The organism is Enterococcus saigonensis (genome assembly GCF_011397115.1).
In the GTDB taxonomy this organism is placed as follows: Bacteria; Bacillota; Bacilli; order Lactobacillales; family Enterococcaceae; genus Enterococcus_C; species Enterococcus_C saigonensis.
The window spans coordinates 2062243-2082981 of sequence record NZ_AP022822.1 but is presented as its reverse complement, the minus strand read 5'-3'; the positions used below and the strand labels follow the sequence as shown (position 1 = coordinate 2082981).

Annotated in this window: 23 protein-coding genes; 18 read left to right on the top strand and 5 right to left on the bottom strand. The window is 35.8% G+C overall.

Translation table 11 applies throughout. The features are described 5' to 3' along the window. Positions 1–91: 91 nt before the first annotated feature. Together EsVE80_RS09890 and EsVE80_RS09885 are read right to left on the bottom strand one after the other, a co-directional pair. The gene (locus EsVE80_RS09890) at positions 92–793 is read right to left on the bottom strand and encodes an SHOCT domain-containing protein (protein WP_173103560.1); all 702 of its coding nucleotides are present in this window, start codon (positions 791–793) and stop codon (positions 92–94) included. A gap of 12 nt (positions 794–805) precedes the next feature. Continuing rightward, complete coding sequence (locus EsVE80_RS09885; RefSeq protein WP_173103559.1) at positions 806–1447, bottom strand: copper homeostasis protein CutC; 642 nt, start codon at positions 1445–1447, stop codon at positions 806–808. A 140-nt stretch (positions 1448–1587) separates the two neighbouring features. On the opposite strand from EsVE80_RS09885, the gene EsVE80_RS09880 reads away from it, so the two are divergent. From EsVE80_RS09880 to recD2, 4 genes are all read left to right on the top strand, one after another. Further along, positions 1588–2430, top strand: a complete 843-nt coding sequence (locus EsVE80_RS09880; protein WP_173103558.1) for a methyltransferase domain-containing protein — start codon at positions 1588–1590, stop codon at positions 2428–2430. A 284-nt stretch (positions 2431–2714) separates the two neighbouring features. Further along, positions 2715–3224 carry a tRNA (uridine(34)/cytosine(34)/5-carboxymethylaminomethyluridine(34)-2'-O)-methyltransferase TrmL gene (trmL, locus tag EsVE80_RS09875; RefSeq protein WP_173103557.1) on the top strand — a complete coding sequence of 170 codons (510 nt, stop codon included), beginning with the start codon at positions 2715–2717 and terminating at the stop codon, positions 3222–3224. A gap of 35 nt (positions 3225–3259) precedes the next feature. Then, a complete protein-coding gene (locus EsVE80_RS09870) occupies positions 3260–3916 on the top strand; it encodes a histidine phosphatase family protein (RefSeq protein ID WP_173103556.1) in 657 nt (218 codons plus the stop codon). Between the two features lie 18 nt (positions 3917–3934). Beyond that, positions 3935–6445 carry an SF1B family DNA helicase RecD2 gene (gene recD2 / locus EsVE80_RS09865; protein ID WP_173103555.1) on the top strand — a complete coding sequence of 837 codons (2511 nt, stop codon included), beginning with the start codon at positions 3935–3937 and terminating at the stop codon, positions 6443–6445. A gap of 71 nt (positions 6446–6516) precedes the next feature. On the opposite strand, the gene EsVE80_RS09860 is transcribed toward recD2, so the two are convergent. After that, positions 6517–7497: a diacylglycerol/lipid kinase family protein gene (locus EsVE80_RS09860; RefSeq protein WP_173103554.1), complete on the bottom strand. Its 981-nt coding sequence runs from the start codon at positions 7495–7497 to the stop codon at positions 6517–6519. A 745-nt stretch (positions 7498–8242) separates the two neighbouring features. On the opposite strand from EsVE80_RS09860, the gene EsVE80_RS09855 reads away from it, so the two are divergent. Continuing rightward, entirely contained in the window at positions 8243–8737 is a 495-nt protein-coding gene (locus EsVE80_RS09855) for a QueT transporter family protein (protein WP_173103553.1), read from the top strand. Between the two features lie 161 nt (positions 8738–8898). Here EsVE80_RS09855 and cbpA read toward each other — a convergent pair whose 3' ends face one another. Continuing rightward, complete coding sequence (gene cbpA, locus EsVE80_RS09850) at positions 8899–9540, bottom strand: cyclic di-AMP binding protein CbpA (RefSeq protein WP_173103552.1); 642 nt, start codon at positions 9538–9540, stop codon at positions 8899–8901. 186 nt (positions 9541–9726) lie between these two features. On the opposite strand from cbpA, the gene rpmG reads away from it, so the two are divergent. The 11 genes from rpmG (at position 9727) to EsVE80_RS09795 (ending at position 17351) form a co-directional block, all read left to right on the top strand. Beyond that, positions 9727–9879 carry a 50S ribosomal protein L33 gene (gene rpmG / locus EsVE80_RS09845; protein WP_016171295.1) on the top strand — a complete coding sequence of 51 codons (153 nt, stop codon included), beginning with the start codon at positions 9727–9729 and terminating at the stop codon, positions 9877–9879. Positions 9880–9891: 12 nt separating this feature from the next. Continuing rightward, entirely contained in the window at positions 9892–10062 is a 171-nt protein-coding gene (gene secE, locus EsVE80_RS09840) for a preprotein translocase subunit SecE (protein WP_173103551.1), read from the top strand. A 98-nt stretch (positions 10063–10160) separates the two neighbouring features. After that, complete coding sequence (nusG, locus tag EsVE80_RS09835; RefSeq protein WP_173103550.1) at positions 10161–10703, top strand: transcription termination/antitermination protein NusG; 543 nt, start codon at positions 10161–10163, stop codon at positions 10701–10703. A 423-nt stretch (positions 10704–11126) separates the two neighbouring features. Beyond that, positions 11127–11561 (top strand): PTS sugar transporter subunit IIA, encoded by a 435-nt coding sequence (locus tag EsVE80_RS09830; protein ID WP_173103549.1) that lies wholly within the window; start codon positions 11127–11129, stop codon positions 11559–11561. 2 nt (positions 11562–11563) lie between these two features. Next, positions 11564–11851, top strand: a complete 288-nt coding sequence (gene yajC, locus EsVE80_RS09825; RefSeq protein WP_173103548.1) for a preprotein translocase subunit YajC — start codon at positions 11564–11566, stop codon at positions 11849–11851. A gap of 27 nt (positions 11852–11878) precedes the next feature. Next, complete coding sequence (gene agaV, locus EsVE80_RS09820) at positions 11879–12361, top strand: PTS N-acetylgalactosamine transporter subunit IIB (RefSeq protein ID WP_173103547.1); 483 nt, start codon at positions 11879–11881, stop codon at positions 12359–12361. Between the two features lie 27 nt (positions 12362–12388). Continuing rightward, positions 12389–13195, top strand: coding sequence for a PTS mannose/fructose/sorbose/N-acetylgalactosamine transporter subunit IIC (locus EsVE80_RS09815; protein ID WP_173103546.1), 807 nt, complete (start codon positions 12389–12391; stop codon positions 13193–13195). After that, positions 13185–14225 carry a PTS system mannose/fructose/sorbose family transporter subunit IID gene (locus EsVE80_RS09810; protein WP_173103545.1) on the top strand — a complete coding sequence of 347 codons (1041 nt, stop codon included), beginning with the start codon at positions 13185–13187 and terminating at the stop codon, positions 14223–14225. The genes EsVE80_RS09815 and EsVE80_RS09810 overlap by 11 nt, the downstream gene beginning before the upstream one ends. A 170-nt stretch (positions 14226–14395) precedes the next feature. Then, positions 14396–15124: a GntR family transcriptional regulator gene (locus EsVE80_RS09805; protein ID WP_173103544.1), complete on the top strand. Its 729-nt coding sequence runs from the start codon at positions 14396–14398 to the stop codon at positions 15122–15124. A gap of 48 nt (positions 15125–15172) precedes the next feature. Continuing rightward, positions 15173–16351, top strand: a complete 1179-nt coding sequence (locus EsVE80_RS09800) for an SIS domain-containing protein (protein WP_173103543.1) — start codon at positions 15173–15175, stop codon at positions 16349–16351. 151 nt (positions 16352–16502) lie between these two features. Further along, entirely contained in the window at positions 16503–17351 is an 849-nt protein-coding gene (locus EsVE80_RS09795; protein ID WP_173103542.1) for an alpha/beta fold hydrolase, read from the top strand. Positions 17352–17463: 112 nt separating this feature from the next. Here EsVE80_RS09795 and EsVE80_RS09790 read toward each other — a convergent pair whose 3' ends face one another. Beyond that, positions 17464–18060, bottom strand: a complete 597-nt coding sequence (locus EsVE80_RS09790) for a TetR/AcrR family transcriptional regulator (RefSeq protein WP_173103541.1) — start codon at positions 18058–18060, stop codon at positions 17464–17466. A gap of 174 nt (positions 18061–18234) precedes the next feature. On the opposite strand from EsVE80_RS09790, the gene EsVE80_RS09785 reads away from it, so the two are divergent. After that, the gene (locus EsVE80_RS09785; protein WP_173103540.1) at positions 18235–19116 is read left to right on the top strand and encodes an ABC transporter ATP-binding protein; all 882 of its coding nucleotides are present in this window, start codon (positions 18235–18237) and stop codon (positions 19114–19116) included. A gap of 8 nt (positions 19117–19124) precedes the next feature. Beyond that, positions 19125–20738 carry an ABC transporter permease gene (locus EsVE80_RS09780; RefSeq protein ID WP_173103539.1) on the top strand — a complete coding sequence of 538 codons (1614 nt, stop codon included), beginning with the start codon at positions 19125–19127 and terminating at the stop codon, positions 20736–20738. The last annotated feature ends 1 nt before the right edge of the window (position 20739 follow it).

Below are 20739 nucleotides of genomic sequence, written 5' to 3'. Positions count from 1 at the left end.
AAAAAAACAAACGACACGTGTGCTGCTTTTGTAATCCTCTAATTTGGATAGCCCTTCGCTAGACGAGTCGTTTGTTTTTTTGTTGGTTGATTTACTGCAAGAAGCGCTGTTTGTATTCTTCATACTCCTCTTGTGTAATGAGTCCGGCATCTAATGCTTTTTTTCGTTCTCGCAATTTTTCAAAATTTGTTTCTGTTGTCAGTTGAGGTTTAGATGACGTCGCTTCTTGCTTTGCTTGTTGTGCACGATTGGCTGAGGTAATACCATCCATTACACCGTCTTGCATGTCACTTTTACTATCTTCTAGTAAATTGGCAATTGCAAAGACGGTTCTTTTCGTCCAAAAAATACTAAAAACTTCCCGGAAACTCTCAATACGTAAAGAACCCCAAAAAATTCGAGTATTAGGATTAATAGTATTGATATTATTTAAAGGGATACTTTTATAATCGTGGTTAAAGGGAACCCACCGGGCAAAAATCAAGCGACCAGCATCCGTCACGGCATAAGCATGGAATCCCTTGCAATCAAAATAGCGTACCTTACCTGTTTGTGTTACGTGTACACGTTTTTCAAAATCGGCGCGACTTTCATCTTCAAAAGGTGTGAAATTCTCATTATCTTCAGGGTGATGGCGACCAATGAAACTTGCAACGACTTCTTCGTCTTTTCCTAGAGCAGCTTCAATTAAACTAAAGTGTTTTCTTTGTAGCCATCCACCTACAAAAGGTGTAATATTTTGTCCTAATTTATGGTTGCGGGCATAGGCGTACATCGCATCTGCTTTTTTCATGGGTTCTCCTTTTTATTTAGCTATACTGACAATTTTGGTTCCATGTGCTTCATTAACTCCTAATACAGACACAATGTCGGTGACATTTTCAGCATTAATACCAGCACCAGGTAAAATAGTCAAACGATTATCAGCATGCGTAATTAATTCTTTTAACCAAGGTAGATTTTCCAAAATAGACGTGCCACTTGGACCACCGTGGGTTAAAATTCGTGTAACGCCGTGATCTGCTAACCAGTCAATGGCTTCAAACTGGCGCGTTTGTGGAATAGCATCAAACGCCATATGGAAAGTAATTTGTAGTCCCTCTGCTGTTTCAATTAAAAGTTCCAACGCTTCTTCATCGAGCCAGCCACTAGGTGTTAAGCATCCAAAAACGACCCCGTCTGTTCCTATCTTTTTGGCTTCAATTAAATCAGTATGCATAATTTTTAGTTCGGTATCGTTGTAGATAAAATCACCACCACGCGGTCGAATCATCGTCATAACGGGAATTCCTTTTTCACCTGCGTAACTTAACGTTTCTTCAATTACGCCTGTACTTGGAGTTGTTCCGCCTACAGCTAAGTTATCACACAATTCAATTCGTTTAGCACCAGCGTGAATGGCTGCGGGGACGTCGGTAAAATTTTCAGCACAAAATTCTTTAATCATAATAAATTCCTTTCAAGTAGTTAATTTAAACGGTTCGAAAGCCTACTTTCATGTAGTATTTTATCACAGCATTGTGTTAAAGTAGAGTAACTAAAAGTGACGTTAATTTTGCAGTATTTAAGAGTAAGTGAGGAAATAAAATGTTAAAAAAAATTGATTGGGGCAAGCAATTTGTGACTGAGAATTCCCCGTTGTTTTTATGTCCGTTGTGTCAAAATCCAATGGGAGCTTCTGCTAACGGATTGAAGTGCGAAAATAATCATCATTTTGATGTCTCAAAAAAAGGGACGCTATATTTTTTACAAAAAAATATTACCAGCGGCTATGATCGACGCTTATTTACCGCAAGACGCCAATTAATTCAAGCAGGAATGTACGATGGCTTGCTGGATAAGCTACGAGAATATATTCCGCAAAATACAACAGTTCTAGATGTAGGCTGTGGTGAAGGTAGTTTTTTTAACAAAATAGCAACTGATAAAAACATTACGGGAGTGGGTTTTGATATTGCAAAAGATGGTGTCTACATGGCAACAGAACAAACTGAACCATTATTTTGGTGTATCGCTGATTTGACACGGTTGCCTTTTTCTCATCAAGTTTTTGATATTGTATTAAACTTATTCACCCCGTCAAATTATAAAGAATTTAAACGTGTTTTAAAGCCGAGCGGTACCTTAGTGAAAGTTGTCCCAAGAAGCGGCTATTTGCAAGAATTGCGGCAAGCTTTTTATCCAACGAACCAAAAGAAACAACATTATGAAAATTATGAAGTAATCCAACATTTTGAAGAACAATTTAAATTAGTAAATCATCATGAAATAACGTATACATTTGATATTTTGCCAAAAAATCAAGCAGCATTATTGGAAATGTCTCCACTAGAATGGGGTGTTTCTGCTGAGCAAAAAGAAATTGTAGCCAAAAATCCGTTAAATAAAATTACAATCGATTTAGATGTCCTAATTGGAAAAGAAAAATGAAATTTTTGTGACTTTTTTCGGTTAAAACTGTTGCATTATTTAAGTAAGAGTGATATATTACAAACAAGTCATTTTTCATTGGTTTTTATCAGGTTCCTGTTCTGATAAAAGTTAGTGAAAAGAACTTCACTAACGTAGCGACTCGCAGTGATTAACACCGAGCCGATACGTTCTTTTTTTTGCATTTTTTTTAAAAAAGTAGTCCTGAAGTGATATAGTAAGAGAGAATATTTACTGTTAATTGCAATGAATAAAAATGAAAGAACGTTTCATAAAAAGGAGTAATGAAATTGAACCATATCGTTTTATTTGAACCTCAAATTCCAGCCAATACTGGAAATATTGCCCGTACGTGTGCGGCAACGAATACACCTTTGCATTTAATTGAACCACTGGGTTTTTCAACAGATGATAAACATTTAAAAAGAGCGGGTTTGGATTATTGGCATGATGTGAATATTACGTATCATAAAGATTTAACAGCATTTTTAGCATATTTGGGAGAGCGTCGTCTTTACTTGATTACAAAATTTGCCAATCACGTCTATAGTGAAGTTGATTACACCGCAGATGATGAAATATTTTTGATGTTTGGAAAAGAAACAACCGGATTACCAGAAGAGTTCATGCGGGAAAATCCAGAAAAGTGTTTACGTATTCCGATGAATGACGAACATGTTCGTTCGTTGAATTTATCAAATACCGCTGCGCTTGTCATATACGAAGCACTGCGACAACAAGGATTTCCTAATTTGGAATTACGACATCACTATGAAAATGATAAATTAGATTAACTTTCATCTACATCAAAACTAAAGGAGTCTTTGTAATGGAGTTATATTTTACCCGCCATGGTAAGACAGAATGGAATAATGAACGACGATTTCAAGGAGCAAAAGGCGATTCTCCGCTACTTGCAGAAAGTTTAGCAGAAATTAAACTGCTGGGAGGACATCTAAAAGATATTCCTTTTGAAAAAATTTATGCCAGTACAGCCCCTCGTGCAATGAAAACAGCACAAGGAATTGCAGCAGAACTAAACTATCAACCAGAGATTATTTATAATGATGGCTTAAAGGAATTGGGTCTGGGTGATTTAGAAGGTCAATTAATTGATGAAATGGCTATTCGTTATCCTCGTGAATTGCATAATCTCCGTTATCATTTGGATCATTATGATCCAAGCATTTTTAAAGGAGAAAAAATTGAAGATGCTTTAGCCCGAATTGAAACGGTTGTTTGTGATGCGGTGATACAAAATAAAGGGCCACTATTATTTGTTGGTCACGGGGCATCGTTAACTGCTGCTATTCAATGGTTAGCTGGAAAACAACTCGGACAATTACGAGAAATGGGCGGCTTAGTGAACAATAGCTTGAGTATTATGACAACAAAAGAACCTAAAAACCTAATGCCATTCAAATTAACAAAATGGAATGATGCCAGCTTTTTAGGCAATCAAAGCAGCTTGGACGCCTTATTATAGAAAGGAGCCGGATTCTTAATGGAAGAACGAAATTTTGTCAGCGGAACAGTTGCGGCAATATTTTTTGAAAACCCCGGCAATTTTTATAAGGTGATGCTGATTGATATCGCGGAAACTAATACGAATTATCGGGAGCCACAAATCGTAGTAACCGGCTCTTTTGGTGACATTAGTGACGATACTCTTTATCAATTCTATGGTGAATTGATAGAACATGCGCGATATGGGCTGCAGTTTCAAGTAGAAAGCTATGCTCAAGATCAACCCACTTCTGAAAATGGCTTGATTAATTACTTTGCTAGTGAAAAGTTTCCTGGTATAGGTCCAAAGACAGCTGAAAAAATTGTCCACACATTAGGTGTTGATGCGATAAAAAAAATTGTGGAAGATGCCACGGTATTAGAAAAAATTACAGGTCTAAATGAAAAAAAACGACAACAGATTGCAGAAATTGTTCGGGCAAACCAAGGAATGGATGAAATTGTTGTTGGTTTATCCCAGTATGGTTTTGGGAGTCAATTATCTTTTGCCATTTATCAAATGTATCACGGGCAGGCGTTGAGTATTATTGAAGAAAATCCTTATCAATTAGTAGAAGATATTGAAGGAATTGGCTTTAAAAAAGCCGATCAATTAGCAGAGCAGTTAGGAATTGCGGCAACAAGTGACAAGCGCTTGCGAGCAGCAGTCTTACATCAAGTTTTTCAAAGTGCATTGCAAAGTGGAGATACGTACATCGAGGCAAATCGCTTGTTAGAAGATACTTTGGTACTACTGGAGAAAAGTCGTCCGGTAGAAATCAATCCCGAACAGTTGGCTGATGTGATTATTTCTTTAACAGAAGAAGATAAAATCAAACAAGAGGCTACGCGTATTTACGAAAATAGTCTTTATTTTGCTGAAATTGGGATAGCAGGATCTATTCAAAAAATGTTGCAGCGAAAAAAAGAAATTAAGTATCCTGAAAAGACAATTGAAAAAAAATTAGCCAGCTTAGAAAAACGGTTGGGTATTCAATACGGAACATCACAAGCAGAAGCGATTAAAGCGGCGCTAGCATCACCGCTCTTTATTTTAACTGGTGGCCCTGGTACAGGTAAGACAACCGTTATTAATGGTATTGTCCAGTTGTTTGCAGAATTAAATGATTTAAGTTTGGAACCATTAGATTATACTCAGGAAGTTTTTCCCATTCTTTTAGCTGCCCCTACAGGTCGCGCTGCAAAACGGATGAATGAGACAACCGGATTACCCAGTGGTACGATTCATCGTTTATTGGGATTAACGGGTAGAGAAAAAGTCGGCGAAATAGAAATCAATGAATTATCAGGAGGTCTGTTGATTGTTGATGAAATGTCAATGTTAGACACGTGGCTTGCTAATTCATTATTGAAGGCTATTCCAACGAATATGCAAGTTATTTTTGTTGGTGATAAAGAGCAGTTACCTTCTGTCGGACCAGGCCAAGTACTACATGATTTACTTTTAATAAAAGAAATTCCTCAGCGGGAGTTAACAGATATTTATCGTCAAGAAGACGGATCGACAATTATTTCATTAGCCCATGAGATTAAAAATGGTCGTTTACCCGCAGACTTTACAAAAAATCAAGCCGATCGTTCTTTTTTTCCGTGTCATGCGCAACAAATTGAACCACTAATTGCTCAAATCGTAAAAAAAGCAAAAGCAAAAGGATTTAGCGCACAAGATATACAACTGTTGGCGCCAATGTATCGTGGTCCAGCAGGGATTGATGCACTGAATAAAATGATGCAAGAAATTTTTAATCCAAATGATGGAACAAAAAAAGAAGTGTCTTTTCACGATCATGTTTATCGAATTGGCGATAAAGTTTTACAGTTGGTTAATTCACCAGAAGAGAATGTTTTTAATGGTGACATGGGACAAATTGTCGGTATTATTTATGCAAAAGATAGTGAAGATAAAGTAGATGAGTTGGTTATTCAATTTGATACTAATGAAGTAACCTACAAAAGAAATGATTGGCAAAAAATCACATTATCTTATTGTTGTTCGATCCACAAATCCCAAGGTAGTGAATTTGAAATGGTAATTTTACCGATGGTTTCCCAATACCAACGAATGTTGCAGAGAAACTTATTGTATACGGCAGTCACCCGAAGTAAAGATAAATTAATTTTATTAGGGGAGACACAAGCTTTTCAAACTTGCGTTACTAATCAATCTGCCAATCGTCTAACAACATTGACACAACGAATTCAGGTATTTATTGGCTCTAAGATTGAGAGCGTAGAACGAAGTGAAGCAGCTGAATTATCAGTAACGACAAAAAATGAGTCGAGAAAACAAGCCGCTGTTGTCTATGAAGAAGACAAATTAGTCTCCCCCCAAAAAGAAGCAGGCGATTTTTGTGAGACAGGTAGTACAATAGATGAAGCAACTGACAAAGTAGCACTTGGGTTTGTTTTGACACAAAAATTAATACGGGAAAATAGCGTAGATCCTTTAATTGGTATGGCTGGAATAACACCAATGGATTTTATGTAGAGATAAGTAAAAAGACTTAAACGATTACTTTAGCCTTCACAGAGGCGAATAGTTTAAGTCTTTTTTAGTATTTAATCAGAATAATACCAGATTAATTGTGGGTAGGTAGAAAATGTAATATCAAAGGGCCGGATTCCCATTACTTCTCCATCGGCTTGACCATATTCTGGCACAGTAGAGACAATACGGAGTTTGTGGCCAGTAAAATGATGATAATGTTTTGATGTGGTTAACTTATTCGTAATTAAGCGAATAATCAACCCAAAGATTTTAATCATGGAAATTCTCTCTACTACAACTAAATCCAAATCTGAAGCTGTTGCTTTTGCCATTGGTGCGATAGCCACGCCGCCACCAAAATAAGGATGATTTGTTGTAGTACATAAAAATGCTTTTTTAAAAGAACGTTGTTCGCCATTTACTTCTAGTAAAATTGGAAACCCCTTTTGTGTGAATAGAACTTTGACAATAGAAGCCATATACGCAAAAGAGCCAAGATTATACTTGTTTAAAGTTTTCTTTGTTTTAGAGTCGTTGGTGGCAGCTACAATAGCAGCATCTAAACCAATACCGATATTATTAATTGCAAGTCCGGTTTCATTTTGGATTTTTTCCTCATAAGTTAATGTATTGACTATTTTGGGCTCTTTTGCCCGCTGAATCGCCCAAAATGCTTTTTGGGGATCTCTAGGTAGTTTAATTCCTCTAGCAAAATCATTTCCTGAGCCACCAGGAATGTAACTAACTGGAATTTTTTTATCCATTCGGTAAAGTTGATTTAAAACTTGGTGTAAAGTTCCATCACCGCCAATTACTACCAATAAGGGATAAAGTTTATCTGCATAATCGGCTTTTATTTTTGTGTTCCAGCCTACTAGCTTAGTCGCAACGAGCTCTTTGGTTAAATTGGCTTCGTGGCCAGCATATTCAGTATAATAACTTTCATAGCTCATTTTTTGTTCCTCTAATAAGTTTTGGATAATGGTCCCGACTTTTTGGCCATTGCCATTGCCAGAAACTTGATTAATCAAAAGTATGTAATGAAATTTCACAATTTTTGCTCCTCTTTTACACTTAATGCTCCATATTTTAACAGAAAAAACGGAGGAGTGAAAAGAAAAAAGGCATAAAAAAAGATCTAGTGAGTTTTTTTTATGCCTTTTTTTCTAGTCGTTCATTAAGGTTCTGATGTCCACTTAATAAATGACAAACTCACTAGATCCTATTCAGTTAGTAAGGAGTAACTCAAATTCCCACATCCTTTACTTGTTTTTAAGTTTCATAACAATTCTTCGCTTTTGTAGAACCTACATCGTCTACGTTACTGGGAATTCCTATGACCCCTTACACCTATTTTATACCATATATTACTAGTTTTTGCAAACGTTTACACTTCTTGTTTGGCATCGTTTTTTGCTATCGGAATAACTTTTATTTTCTTTCAATAGTAATTTTGCTATACTTCACAGGGGAGGAAAACTATGGAAGCTTATCCACTGTTTTTTAGCTATCTTATTTTTGTTTCTGTGAGGTTGTGAGAATGTATTAAATATGACCTAAACTAAAGAACAAAATTGAGTTTTGTCAGCTGTTTAATTTATTGCATGCAGTAATGATAGTTTTTTTGTGAGGCGTATTTATTTGCTGGTCAAAAAACACAAGGTAAAGGTATTAGTAAAAAAGTGACAGATGAAATAAACTCGGTTAAGAAAAGACTAAAAAAGTTAATTAACCTCTCGCGGTTCATCAACCATCCCGCGTCATCAAAACTCGGAGAAAGAAGGAATAATTGTACAAATGAATAAAAATAAAGGTAATGTCAAAGTCTTGGCAATCAATGCCATTGTTGCGGCCTTATATGTCGCTTTATCGCTTATCACTCCTTTTTCTGCAGGACCGATTCAATTTCGAATTTCAGAAAGTTTGAATCATCTTGTTGTCTTTAATCGTAAATATTTGTGGGGCGTATTTTTAGGAGTGGTCATTTACAATGCTTTGTTTGGTTATGGCATAATGGATGTGCTGTTTGGTGGTGGTCAAACATTGTTAGCCTTGACTCTTACAAGTTTTTTACAAAATAAAGTTAAAGATGAAAAAGTATTATTAGGATTAAATATTGTCTTTTTCACGTTTAGTATGTTTCTAATTGCCGTTATGCTTATGTTTACAGCAGATTTACCATTTTGGCCGACATACTTTACGACGGGGTTGAGTGAATTGATCATTATGAGTATTTCTGCACCACTCATGTATTGGCTAAATCGTAATGTGAATTTTTCTAAACAATTTTAAATAAGCAGATAAGTAAAATAAAATGGACGGGGTACGTTCACCCCGTCCATTTTATTTTGTATTTAATTTCATTAAAAGTAAGCATTCAATAAACAAAATACATTAAAAAAATGAATTATCCTAATTTTGAAAACTAGTTAATAAAAGTTTTTTGGCAATCTTTATTCAGAAAGAGTGAGGTCTTCTACTTCGACTACTTTAAAGTTTTTGCTTTCTAAGTGGCTGATAATTTTATCGCATAATGCTTTGTCTGTTTTGGCTGGTAGCGTAATTAAAGTACGGCGAATAAATTCATCCTTACCGATATCTAATGTAATACAGCTAGCAATGCTGCTGTACTTTGCAATGATTTTACTAATAGCAGCCAAGTCACCTTGTTTACCAGTTGAAGCGATTGTTAAAACGTAACTGCCTTGATCGATACTCCAAGATTGAGATAACATATTTAGTAATGAACTATGGGTCAAAATACCATAAAACTCATTGTTTTCATTTAAAACGGCAATATAAGGAAGTTCTTTAATAGTGAAGAAGACCTTAAAGAAAGAAGAATTGACGTAAATGAATTTTGTCGCATTTTTTAACAAGTGAGTAACAGGTAAATTCATATCACCGCCATTAGCTTTGTGACGGTAAATGTGCATTTTATAAATGTTCCCACGGAAAATTTTTTCACTTTCGTCTAAAATAGGCACACAACGAAAACCAGAATTTTCCAAAATTTCCAATGCTTCAGCCAATGTTGCAGTTTCTTTGACCGTAGTCAAATCTCTTTTCTTATACACCATGGTTTTTAGTAACATAACAAACCCTCCATTGTCTCCAATTTAACAGATTAATCATATCATATTCTTCTTAAAAAGACATAACCGACTACCTTAATTGACAGTGCGAAAAAAACATGATAAGTTAAAGTGTACTTTTGTGAAGAATTTAAGTTGTGACAGGATACTTTTAAAAGTGTGATAAAGTTGAAGGAGGGCATAAAGATGGGTGCGAAAAAAGCCGCTTTAGCCTGCTCCGTTTGCGGATCTCGTAACTACACAAAATCAGTGAGTGAAGGGAAAAAAGGCGAACGTTTGGAGATTAATAAATTTTGTAAATATTGCAATCAATATACGTTGCATCGAGAAACCAAATAGGAGGCAGCAGGTATGAAATTCTTACGTAGTGTAATTGCTGAAATGAAAAATGTAACATGGCCCACTAAAGCGCAACTGCGCAAAGATACGTTGGTTGTTATTGAAACATCTTTGATTTTTGCTGCGATGTTTTTTGTAATGGATACTGTAGTAAAGAGTGTCTTTGGTTGGATTTTAAAATAATTTAACTGGCTGAATATTGCAAAGAATGCTATAATAGTCAAGAAGAAAAACTTCGGGCAACTGAGGTTTTTTTATTTTAGACAAAAGGAGCCAAACAAATGGAATCATTTGAAAGAAACTGGTATGTGCTGCACACATATTCTGGGTATGAAAACAAAGTAAAAGCAAACATCGAATCGCGGGCACAAAGTATGGGTATGGGCGATTTTATTTTTCGCGTTGTTGTTCCAGAAGAAACTGAGAAAGAATTAAAGAACGGTAAAGAAAAAGAAGTCGTTCATAAAACTTTTCCAGGGTATGTCTTAGTCGAGATGGTCATGACAGATGAATCGTGGTATGTAGTACGTAATACGCCTGGTGTTACTGGTTTTGTCGGCTCTCATGGTGCTGGTAGTAAACCTGCGCCTTTATTACAAGAAGAAATTAATCACATCTTACGCTCAATCGGAATGAGTACAAGAACAAGTGATTTAGAAGTCAATGTAGGAGACACTGTGAAAATTATTGAAGGTGCTTTTGCAGGATTAGAAGGACAAGTAGCTGAAATTGACGAAGAAAAACAAAAATTGAAAGTTAATATTGATATGTTCGGCCGTGAAACAAGTACAGAATTAGACTTCGAACAAGTTGATAGTTTATAGATTTTGTTGAAATAATTGAATTGTGTTTTATCTAGGATACCTATTGAAGAAATGTAGAGGCAAAACAGCCTGTTACGCTATTATTTTTTATTGTAGCGTTCATTTTGGATTTAGGTATTTTTTACGTAAATTTATATAGCTGGAGACAAAATGTAATCTTGAAAGAAAAAGTAGATTTTTAGGTACAGTGCATTAATAAATAAAAATTTATGAGGTTATAACCAGTTGGAGTTCCCCATTATTTTCTTGTACTACTAAATCTATTAGTTCTTTTTAAGTTTGATTTACTTTGAACAAACTGTGTTTTGTAAACAATAAGTGCTATTTTATTTAGTAAAGTTTCTCTTGACAGATAATGTTAGCGCTTTTATAATTGGTCTGTGGTTACTACCAGATAACAAAATGAGTTAAGGAGGGGATAAGATGATTGGTTGTGTATTGACTGGTCATGGATCATTTGCACCAGGGCTTTATGGTGCATTAACAATGATTGCCGGTGAACAAGATTTTTTTAACGTAATTGCCTTTGAGGATGGACAAAACGTTGATGATTTTGAAGAAAAAATGAAACAAGCGGTGAAACAATTAACTGAAACTTGTGAAGGTGTTTTAATTTTCAGTGATTTATTAGGCGGATCGCCCTTTAAAACTGCGATGATTGCAGCACAAGATTTTGAGACAGTAGAAGTGATTGCGGGGGCAAATTTACCAATGTTAATTGAAACAATTGGATTACGTTATGCCAGCACAGATTTGGAGCAATTGACACAACAGGCAATAACAGCAGGACAATCAGGTGTTGTTCATCCCAAACTGGTTATTAAAGAAGACGAGGAATTCGGGGAAGAAGGAATTTAATCATGAGCATTTGGAACAGTATTCTAGGTGCTTCAATTGTAGTCTTAGTTTTTGTAATCGCTTTTGCTATTATTTATTATTTTGTGGGGGCTAAAGGGATGAAGTCCCAAAAAGAGCATTTCAAAAAATTGCATCAATCCCTTGCGCCTGGACAGCAAGTGAAATTTTCTAATGGGCTTTATGGCACTGTGAAAGTTATCAATCAAAAGAAAGATACAGTGGATATTGAAGTTAAATCAGGGACTGTAATTGAAGTTTCACGCTATGCAATCTCAGAAATCATTAAATAGTAAACATTTACTTTAGGAGGAATTATTATGTCAGAACCAAATATTTTATTAACACGTATCGATAACCGGTTAATTCACGGCCAAGTTGCAACGCAGTGGAATGGCACTTTAGGGGCTAATTTAATTTTAGTGGCCAACGATAAAGTAGCCGGCGATAAAGTTCGCCAAGGATTAATGGATATGGCGGCACCAAGCGGGGTTCAAACACGGTATTTCACGATCCAAAAGACGATCGATATCATCCACAAAGCATCACCAAAACAAAAAATCTTCATTATTGCAGAAAATCCTGAAGATGTTTTGAAATTAGTTGAAGGAGGAGTGCCAATTAAAAAATTAAATATTGGAAACATGCATATGGCAGAAGGTAAACGCCAAGTAGCGACAACTGTTGCTGTGGATGATGCAGACGTTGCAGCCTTTAAAAAGCTACAAGATTTAGGGGTGGAGCTTGAAATACGACGCGTGCCAACTACAGCAGTAGAAGACAGCAGCAAACTATTCAACTAAGCGAGTGCTTAAGGAGGGAGTTTAAGAATGGATTATAATTTCATTCAGATTTTATTGGTCTTTATCGTAACGTTTATTGCGGCGATTGACCAATTCAGTTTCTTGGAATCATTATATCAACCGATTGTTACGGGGATGGTAATTGGTCTTATTTTAGGAGATTTACAAACAGGTTTAATTGTTGGTGGTACGTATCAATTAATGACTATCGGGAACATGCCAGTTGGTGGAGCACAGCCGCCTAATGCCGTTATCGGCGGGATTATGGCCGCAATTTTATCCATTACATTGAAATTAGAACCAACTGCGGCCGTAGCAACTGCAATTCCATTTTCATTGTTAGGACAATATGCGGTTACGCTAATTTTCTCTGCAATGTCACCAGTAATGTCTGTAGCAGATAATTACGCACACGATGCTAATACAAAAGGAATTGATCGGATTAACTATCTGGCGATGGCAGCAATTGGTGCTATCTTTGGTTTAATTGTTGTTTTATTCTTTATCGGTGGCGCAACATTTGGGGAACAAGTCGTTAGTGCTATTCCTGAATGGTTAATGAAAGGATTATCTGCAGCTGGCGGTATGATGCGTTATGTCGGTTTTGCAATTTTATTAAAAGTTATGGTTTCTCGTGATATGTGGGGCTTTTATTTCATGGGCTTTGGCCTTGCAACAATCGTAATGGCAGCACCAAGCTTGTCAGGTCCAGCCTTGATTATCTTGGCATTTATCGGCTTTGCGTTAGCCTTCTGGGATTACCAAATCCAATCTAAATTTAAAACAGCAACAGCCAATGCAAATGACTTCGGAGGTGACGAAGATGGCATATAATATTCCAGATACGTATCAAGATCAATCAGTCGGAGAAACACTAGATAAGAAAACGTTAAATAAGATGGTTTGGCGTTCATTATTCCTGCAGGCATCTTTTAACTATGAACGGATGCAAGCTGGTGGCTGGTTATATGGGATTTTACCCGGTTTGAAAAAAATTCATAAAAATAAAGATGACTTAGCTGCTTCAATGAGTCATAACCTTGAATTTTTTAACACTCATCCATTCTTAGTAACTTTTGTAATGGGGATTGTTTTATCACTAGAACAAAATAAAGCAGATATTCCAACAATTCGTGCTGTTCGTGTCGCTGCGATGGGTCCTTTAGGTGGGATTGGGGATGCTTTATTCTGGTTTACGTTAGTACCAATTACTGCCGGTATTACTTCAAATATGGCTATTAGTGGTAATATTGCAGCGCCATTTATTTTCTTGCTAGTTTTCAACATTGCGCAATTTGCGCTACGTTTCTTCTTAATGAATTGGTCCTACAAATTAGGAACAGACGCAATTGGTGTTTTAACAGAAAATGCCAAAGAGTTTACACGTGCAGCAAGTATTTTAGGTATCTTCGTCGTGGGTTCTTTAACTTGTGTTTATGGTGCAACAAAAGTTAATGTCCAAGTTCCTAATGGGGAAACAAATACTGTTCATTCTGTAACAACAGTTGTCCCTGCTGGAGAAGAGCACAAATACGATGAATATATTTACAAAAAAGATGATACTGGTAAATTAACAGAAGAAGTACAAGCAGCAGCTGAAGGAGAAAAAGCGTTAGGTGTAGTTGAATTACCTTCTGGGGATTTTGAAGTAACATTTAACCGCAACGAAACAACTCCTGTTACCATTGATATTCAAAAAATATTAGATGGTATTTTACCACAAATGATTCCATTAGCAATGACGTTACTTTTATACTTCTTATTATCAAAACGTGGCTGGACACCTTTAAAATGTATCCTGTTGCTATTGGTAATTGGTTTAGTAGGTTCTGGTTTTGGCATCTGGCCGAATATTTGGCCATAAAAATCTTTGACAGATTATACCACTTATCTTTCGTTGATAAGTGGTATTTTTTTAATAGTGGTCTAGATCAAACAAAAAAATAAAGCGTTTTATTTGTTATTTCTATTGACTTTAGTGCTTATAAAAGATAAACTCATATCGTGGTAGTAACCAGTTAAAGGAGGTGTCATATGACCCGAGCAAAAAAACAACCCTTGTATGATCAGTTAGTCGAATTATTAAAAGAAAAAATTGAAAATGAATATGAAGCGAATATGATGCTGCCTTCTGAACGGGAACTATCAGATGTGTATGGTTTAAGCCGCACCACTGTTCGTTTGGCGTTACAAGAATTGGAAAAAATTGGCTATATTTATCGCCAACATGGCAAGGGAACTTTTGTATCCGACTTGAAAGAGTCCAGTTTTAATTTGCAAAGTATGTATAGTTTTACTGAGCAGATGAAATCTTTGGGACGCCATCCTGAGACAAATGTTTTGGATTTTGAAACCATTGAAGCAAATAAATTTTTGGCAAACAAATTTAATGTCAAATTAGGAACAAAGTTAATAAAAATGAAACGTTTAAGAAGTGCCGATGGCGAACCCTTAATGCTAGAGAGAACTTATTTACCATTAAGTAAGTTTTTGTCTCTGACAAAAGAGGATTTAAATCATAAAGCATTGTACGATATTTTTCGTGAAGACTACAACGAGGTAGTTAAAGTGGCAGAAGAAGAACTTTTTGCTAATATTGCACGTCCAAAAGATGCACCATTTTTGGATATTCGTGAAGGCGCACCAGTTTTGACTTTAATGCGCAAAACTTATAATCAAGCGAATGAAATAATCGAGTTTACTTATAGTGTTGCCCGTGCGGATCATTTTCGCTATAAGATTGTGCACCACAATGGTAATTAGATAATTAACAAAAGTAAGACGGAATTTGTAAATTAAAGGAGGATTATAATGTTTCAATTGACAACAGCGGAGTTAAATAAAATGGGAGCAGAAATTACTACCCGCGAAATTAAACAGCAGCCCGAATTGTGGCAAGAAGCTTTTCATTACTACAAAGAAAATCAGGAAAGAATCAATACGTTTTTATCAGAGGTAAAAGATACTGCTCATGGTAAAATCCGTATTGTTTTTACCGGTGCTGGCACTTCGCAATATGTAGGAGATACGGTAAAACCTTACTTAAGTAAAGTGGGAGATAGTCGTAAGTTTATTTTTGAAAGTATTGGAACTACAGATATAGTTGCTTCACCAGCAGAATATTTACACCCAGATGACTGGACTATATTAGTATCGTTTGCTCGTAGTGGTAATTCACCTGAAAGTGTAGCGGCAGTGGATGTGGCTAATAAATTTGTTAAAAATCTACGTCATATTACGATTACATGTGCACCAGAAGGACAATTAGCAAAAGCGGCAGTGGAAGATGCGCATAATTTGTTATTGATGATGCCAGATCGTGCCAACGACCAAGGTTTTGCTATGACCGGTAGTTTTTCTTGTATGGCGCTAACTGCGTTGTTAGTTTTTGATGAAAGCCATGACCTCGCTCAAAAAGAAGAATACGTAAAAGCAATGGCAACATTAGGAAATGAAGCAATTGGTAGAGAAACGGAAGTACAAAAAATTATTGACTTAGATTTTGAACGTATCGTTTATCTTGGTTCTGGCAGTTTATCTGGTTTAACGCGAGAAGCTTCCTTAAAAGTATTAGAACTAACTGCTGGTAAAATGGCAACAATCTTTGATTCTTCCATGGGTTTTCGTCATGGTCCCAAATCATTCATTAACGATAAAACAATTATGTTTGTTTTTGTGAATAATGATGAGTATACGCGTCAATATGATATTGACATTTTAGAAGAGGTTCATGCAGATAAAATTGCACCATCTGTTTTAGGGATTACACAAAAAACAAATACATTAAATTTCAGTGGCGATAATTTTGTTTTTGAAACGAGTGATGTAAAACTACCAGATGGGTATGCGGCACTACCATTTTTAATTGTCGCTCAAACGGTTTCATTACTTTCTTCAATTAAAGTTGGAAATACACCGGATACGCCTTCACCAACAGGAACTGTTAATCGAGTTGTTAAAGGGGTAACCATTCATTCTTTTGAAGGGTAAACTTTATGGCGAATCTGACTCTAGTGTTCTTTCACTAGGGTCTTTTTTGTCTTGGAAAAGTACATATGAAGTATAAGTAAAGGATTTTTTATTACTAGTTTTTTCACCAATTGATTATATGGCGTATAATGCAAGTAGAGGAAGTGAAGCGATGAAAAAAATAATTGCGTTTGTTGTTTTTCTACTTATTTTAACTGGTTGTAGCGGTAATCAAAAAACAACGTCCCCTTCAGCTAAGACTCAAAGAAAGTTAGAAATTAATCTTACTAGTAAAAAAACAAAAGTACCAACGCTGTTTGTTCATGGTTATAGTGGTACTAAAAACTCCTTTGGGGGTATGTTAAAACGCTTTGAAAAAAATGGCTGGGGTAAAAAAGAATTAATAATGACTGTTACCTCAATTGGTTCAATTAGTACCACTGGAAGCCTCAGTGGTAAAGAGGATAATCCTATGATACAAGTTATCTTTCAAGACAATAAAAATACGGAGTGGTCACAAACCAAGTGGTTATACAATTGCTTGGCCTTTTTGAAAAAAAGAGGGGTTGAAGAAGTAAACTTGGTAGGTCATTCAATGGGAGGTGTTTCAGGCTTGCGGTATCTAATGAGCTACCCGAATGATATTTCGCAGCCCAAAGTTTTAAAATTTGCAGCAATTGGGGCACCATTTAACGATTTTTTAGATACAAGTAGTGCTCAAAACATAGCAGATCTATTAAAAAATGGTCCTAGTGAAGTTTCCAGTCGCTACCAAGATTACGAAAATTTGGCAGTCAATTTAGCTCAAGATACGAAGTTTTTACTTTTAGCTGGTCAATTGGATAAAAATACTTTTAACGATGAAATGGTACCAACTACGAGTGCATTAGCAGTAAATTCTTTATTAAAACAGACAAATGTTGTTACTACGAAAATCTTTTATGGACCCAAAGCACAACATAGTCAGCTCCACGAGAATGAAGCAGTGGATCAGGAAGTCGCTAATTTTTTATGGCCGTAATAAAGTGAAAAGCAAGAATTAGTTGGACATTATTGTGAATAGAAGTTCTGCAGGCGGATAAATTAAGCAAAATAAAAGGACAAGTCACACCCTTTGGCAGTGATTTGTCCTTTTATTTTTTTGGCGCTAATCCTTTTAGTAAAACTTCACTCCACTCTTTGATATAAGGTAACGCACGACTATAGATTGAAGGGTCCGCTATTCCAACAATCATTGATTCGGTGTAAATAAAGAGGAATTCATCGGTATATTTTGGATCAATAACGCCTTCTTTTCGACCTTGTTGGAATAAAGAAAAAAGAATCTCGTTGCTTTTATGCGTATAACTTTCCATGAACGCTGCTAATTCTTTGTCTTCTGTTTGCGAATAACATGCCATTAAATCCAGATAAAACTGCTGACTCACGCGGTCTAAACGATTGATTTTTAACTGTGTTAAGGCCGCAAAAGTGTCATTAAATGATTTTTCCTCTTGTAAAACAAGATCTGCTTCTCTTGCCATCTCTGCCATGAAGTTTTTGAAGACAGCTTTAATTAGATTTTCTTTTGAGTGGAAATATTTAAAAATTGTTGCTTTTGAAATTTTTGTTGCAGCGGTTACTTTATCGATCGTTAAAGCTTTACTACCTTCAGAATTATTCATTATTTCAAAAGCTGCAGCTAAAACATCTTGCTTTTTTTTTGCACTTCTTTTCTCAAAGCCGTTCAAATTGGCACCACCTTTTGTGATAAAGTACTACTTATATTATAGTAAATTAATTTTAAACTGCAAATTAAAAACAAGTTCAAAAGTATAGGTTTTTAATTGACATTTCTCATCAATATGCATAATATTGAACTCGTAGAAAGAAAATAGTTCAATTTTTAAAAAGGAGTCTTAAAAATGACGCAGTTGATTGAAATTACTAACTTACAAAAAAGTTTTGGAAAATTTCAAGCATTAAAAGATGTAAGTTTTACGGTTGCTCCAGGAGAAGTAGTGGGGTTTATTGGACCAAATGGCGCCGGAAAATCTACCACAATACGAACAATTTTAGGTATATTAAAAAAAGATGCAGGTCATGTTCAAGTATTTGGTAAAGATGCTTGGAAAGATAGTATAGAGATTCACAAGCGGCTGTCTTATGTTCCTGGTGATGTTGCTTTGTGGGGAAATCTAACAGGCGGTGAAATTATCGATTTATTCATGAAGTTACATGGTGGTGGTAATGTGCGAAAACGTGATGAATTGATTGGAAAATTTGAATTGGATCCTCGAAAAAAAGCTAAAAGCTATTCAAAAGGGAATCGCCAAAAAGTTGGATTAATTGCAGCTTTATCAGTTGATTCTGATCTTTATATTTTAGATGAACCGACTTCAGGACTAGATCCATTGATGGAAGCAGTATTCCAAGAAGAAGTAGAAAAAATCAAAAATGATGGCAAAGCGATTCTATTATCTTCACATATTTTAAGTGAAGTTGAACGATTAGCAGATAAAGTTGTTATTATTCGAGAAGGAAAGGTTGTCGAAACAGGAACGCTACAACAATTACGTCATTTGACACGTTCCACAGTTACATTGGTCGCAAAGGGCGATTTGACAAATTTAGCTGATGTTGCGGGTGTTTATGATTTCACTCAAAAAGGGATGGAAGTAAAATTTGCCATCGATAATAAAACGCTAAATACGATTTTAGCCACGGTGGCAAAATTGGACGTTGAAAAATTTGAAGTTGTACCGCCGACACTGGAAGATTTGTTTATTCGACATTATGAAGGGTGATGGCAAGGATGGCAGAGAAATTTTCGCAATGGACTTTATTATTCTTTCAGTTTTTTAAACGAGATTGGAAAAAAATTATTGTTTGGTTAATAGGATTAGGTGTATTTAGTGGCGGTTTTGTCTCAGCTTTTGAAGAACTTTCAAAAGGGCAAGGGTTAGCGGGAATGTTTCACACGATGCAAAATCCGGCTATGATTGCAATGATTGGGACAACACCGATAAATGACGCAAAAGTATATACTGTTGGTGCAATGTACGCCAATGAAATGTTACTGTTTTGTGGGATATTTGCAATGGTAATAGCAGCTTTACATGTTATTAGCCATACAAGAAAAGAAGAAGAACAAGGGCTAACAGAGCTGATTCGGTCTTTTCGAGTGGGACGTCAAGCCAACTCGTTGGCTGTTTTACTAGAAACAGTTTTAATTAATCTAATTTTAGGCATAATTATCGCAGGATTGATGGCATCGTTTGGTGCTACTAGTATTGATTTCAAAGGTAGCGTGTTATTTGGGTTATCCATAGCCTTAGCCGGTATCTTAGGAGCTGCTTTAGGCTTGTTATTTGCCCAAATTATGCCAACAGCAGCTGGCGCAACAGGAGCTAGTTTAAGTGTTATCGGCCTATTTTATATGATACGAGCGATGACAGATATCAGTAATGGAGATTTATCAAAATTAAATCCTCTGGGTTGGATCTATTTAACTTATCCATTTACAGAAAATAATTGGTTTTATCTTGTCATCGGCCTTATTTTTAGCTTTATAGTGCTACTGTTTAGCTTCTTTTTAGAAGGAAGACGCGATTACAATGCGGGCTATTTACCAGAAAAGGAAGGACGAAAAAATGCTAATCGAGCACTTTTGTCTGTGCCAGGCTGGTATATACGAATTAATATTGGCATGATAATTAGTTGGCTTATTGGTTTTGCGGTGATGGGAGCTGCCTATGGTTCGATTTATCAAGATATGCAAAGTTTCATGGAAGGTAACGAATTAGTAAAACAAATGTTTGTTCATTCAGGTGGCAGTTTAGCTGAGTCATTTACAGGAACAATTATGATGGTAATGATAGCGCTAGTAGTCATTTTACCGGTTGCTATTACAAATAAACTATTTACAGAAGAAAATAGTGGCCGTATGAGTCAAATGTTTTCAACCAAAGTCTCTCGCTTAAAATTATATACTACTAGTATTTTATTAGCCGTAGTCAGTGGTATAACAGGTATTTTTCTTAGTTCAGCATCTTTAGGGGTAACTGCAGTTAGCGTTATGAAAAAAAATGCAACGATGCCAATACAAGAATTTTTTGAAGCGGGATTTAATTTTCTACCGATTGTTTTGTTCTTTACAGGCATAGCTGCCTTTTGCTTAGGGGTTGCTCCTAAATTAGGGAAAGTTGTGTATGCTTATCTTGGGTATTCTTTTGCACTTAGTTATTTTGGTGGTATTTTAGATTTACCAAATTGGTTTAGTCATACTTCGGCATTAAAATGGTTGCCACAATTACCAGTTGCAGATTTCAATTTTACACGATTTATCGTGATAACATTAATTAGTTGTGGCTTATTCCTACTTGGCTTTATTGGTTACAGCCGCCGTGATTTACAAGAATCTGCTTAGT

Coding starts and splice junctions, on each gene's coding strand:
- EsVE80_RS09785 (WP_173103540.1), top strand. CDS start 18,235: ATGACGCAGTTGATTGAAATTACTAACTTACAAAAAAGTTTTGGAAAA.
- EsVE80_RS09880 (WP_173103558.1), top strand. CDS start 1,588: ATGTTAAAAAAAATTGATTGGGGCAAGCAATTTGTGACTGAGAATTCC.
- rpmG (WP_016171295.1), top strand. CDS start 9,727: ATGGGTGCGAAAAAAGCCGCTTTAGCCTGCTCCGTTTGCGGATCTCGT.
- EsVE80_RS09855 (WP_173103553.1), top strand. CDS start 8,243: ATGAATAAAAATAAAGGTAATGTCAAAGTCTTGGCAATCAATGCCATT.
- EsVE80_RS09815 (WP_173103546.1), top strand. CDS start 12,389: ATGGATTATAATTTCATTCAGATTTTATTGGTCTTTATCGTAACGTTT.
- EsVE80_RS09800 (WP_173103543.1), top strand. CDS start 15,173: ATGTTTCAATTGACAACAGCGGAGTTAAATAAAATGGGAGCAGAAATT.
- EsVE80_RS09890 (WP_173103560.1), bottom strand. CDS start 793: ATGAAAAAAGCAGATGCGATGTACGCCTATGCCCGCAACCATAAATTA.
- EsVE80_RS09780 (WP_173103539.1), top strand. CDS start 19,125: ATGGCAGAGAAATTTTCGCAATGGACTTTATTATTCTTTCAGTTTTTT.
- secE (WP_173103551.1), top strand. CDS start 9,892: ATGAAATTCTTACGTAGTGTAATTGCTGAAATGAAAAATGTAACATGG.
- cbpA (WP_173103552.1), bottom strand. CDS start 9,540: ATGTTACTAAAAACCATGGTGTATAAGAAAAGAGATTTGACTACGGTC.
- EsVE80_RS09810 (WP_173103545.1), top strand. CDS start 13,185: ATGGCATATAATATTCCAGATACGTATCAAGATCAATCAGTCGGAGAA.
- EsVE80_RS09885 (WP_173103559.1), bottom strand. CDS start 1,447: ATGATTAAAGAATTTTGTGCTGAAAATTTTACCGACGTCCCCGCAGCC.
- EsVE80_RS09795 (WP_173103542.1), top strand. CDS start 16,503: ATGAAAAAAATAATTGCGTTTGTTGTTTTTCTACTTATTTTAACTGGT.
- recD2 (WP_173103555.1), top strand. CDS start 3,935: ATGGAAGAACGAAATTTTGTCAGCGGAACAGTTGCGGCAATATTTTTT.
- EsVE80_RS09805 (WP_173103544.1), top strand. CDS start 14,396: ATGACCCGAGCAAAAAAACAACCCTTGTATGATCAGTTAGTCGAATTA.
- yajC (WP_173103548.1), top strand. CDS start 11,564: ATGAGCATTTGGAACAGTATTCTAGGTGCTTCAATTGTAGTCTTAGTT.
- agaV (WP_173103547.1), top strand. CDS start 11,879: ATGTCAGAACCAAATATTTTATTAACACGTATCGATAACCGGTTAATT.
- nusG (WP_173103550.1), top strand. CDS start 10,161: ATGGAATCATTTGAAAGAAACTGGTATGTGCTGCACACATATTCTGGG.
- EsVE80_RS09870 (WP_173103556.1), top strand. CDS start 3,260: ATGGAGTTATATTTTACCCGCCATGGTAAGACAGAATGGAATAATGAA.
- EsVE80_RS09830 (WP_173103549.1), top strand. CDS start 11,127: ATGATTGGTTGTGTATTGACTGGTCATGGATCATTTGCACCAGGGCTT.
- trmL (WP_173103557.1), top strand. CDS start 2,715: ATGAAATTGAACCATATCGTTTTATTTGAACCTCAAATTCCAGCCAAT.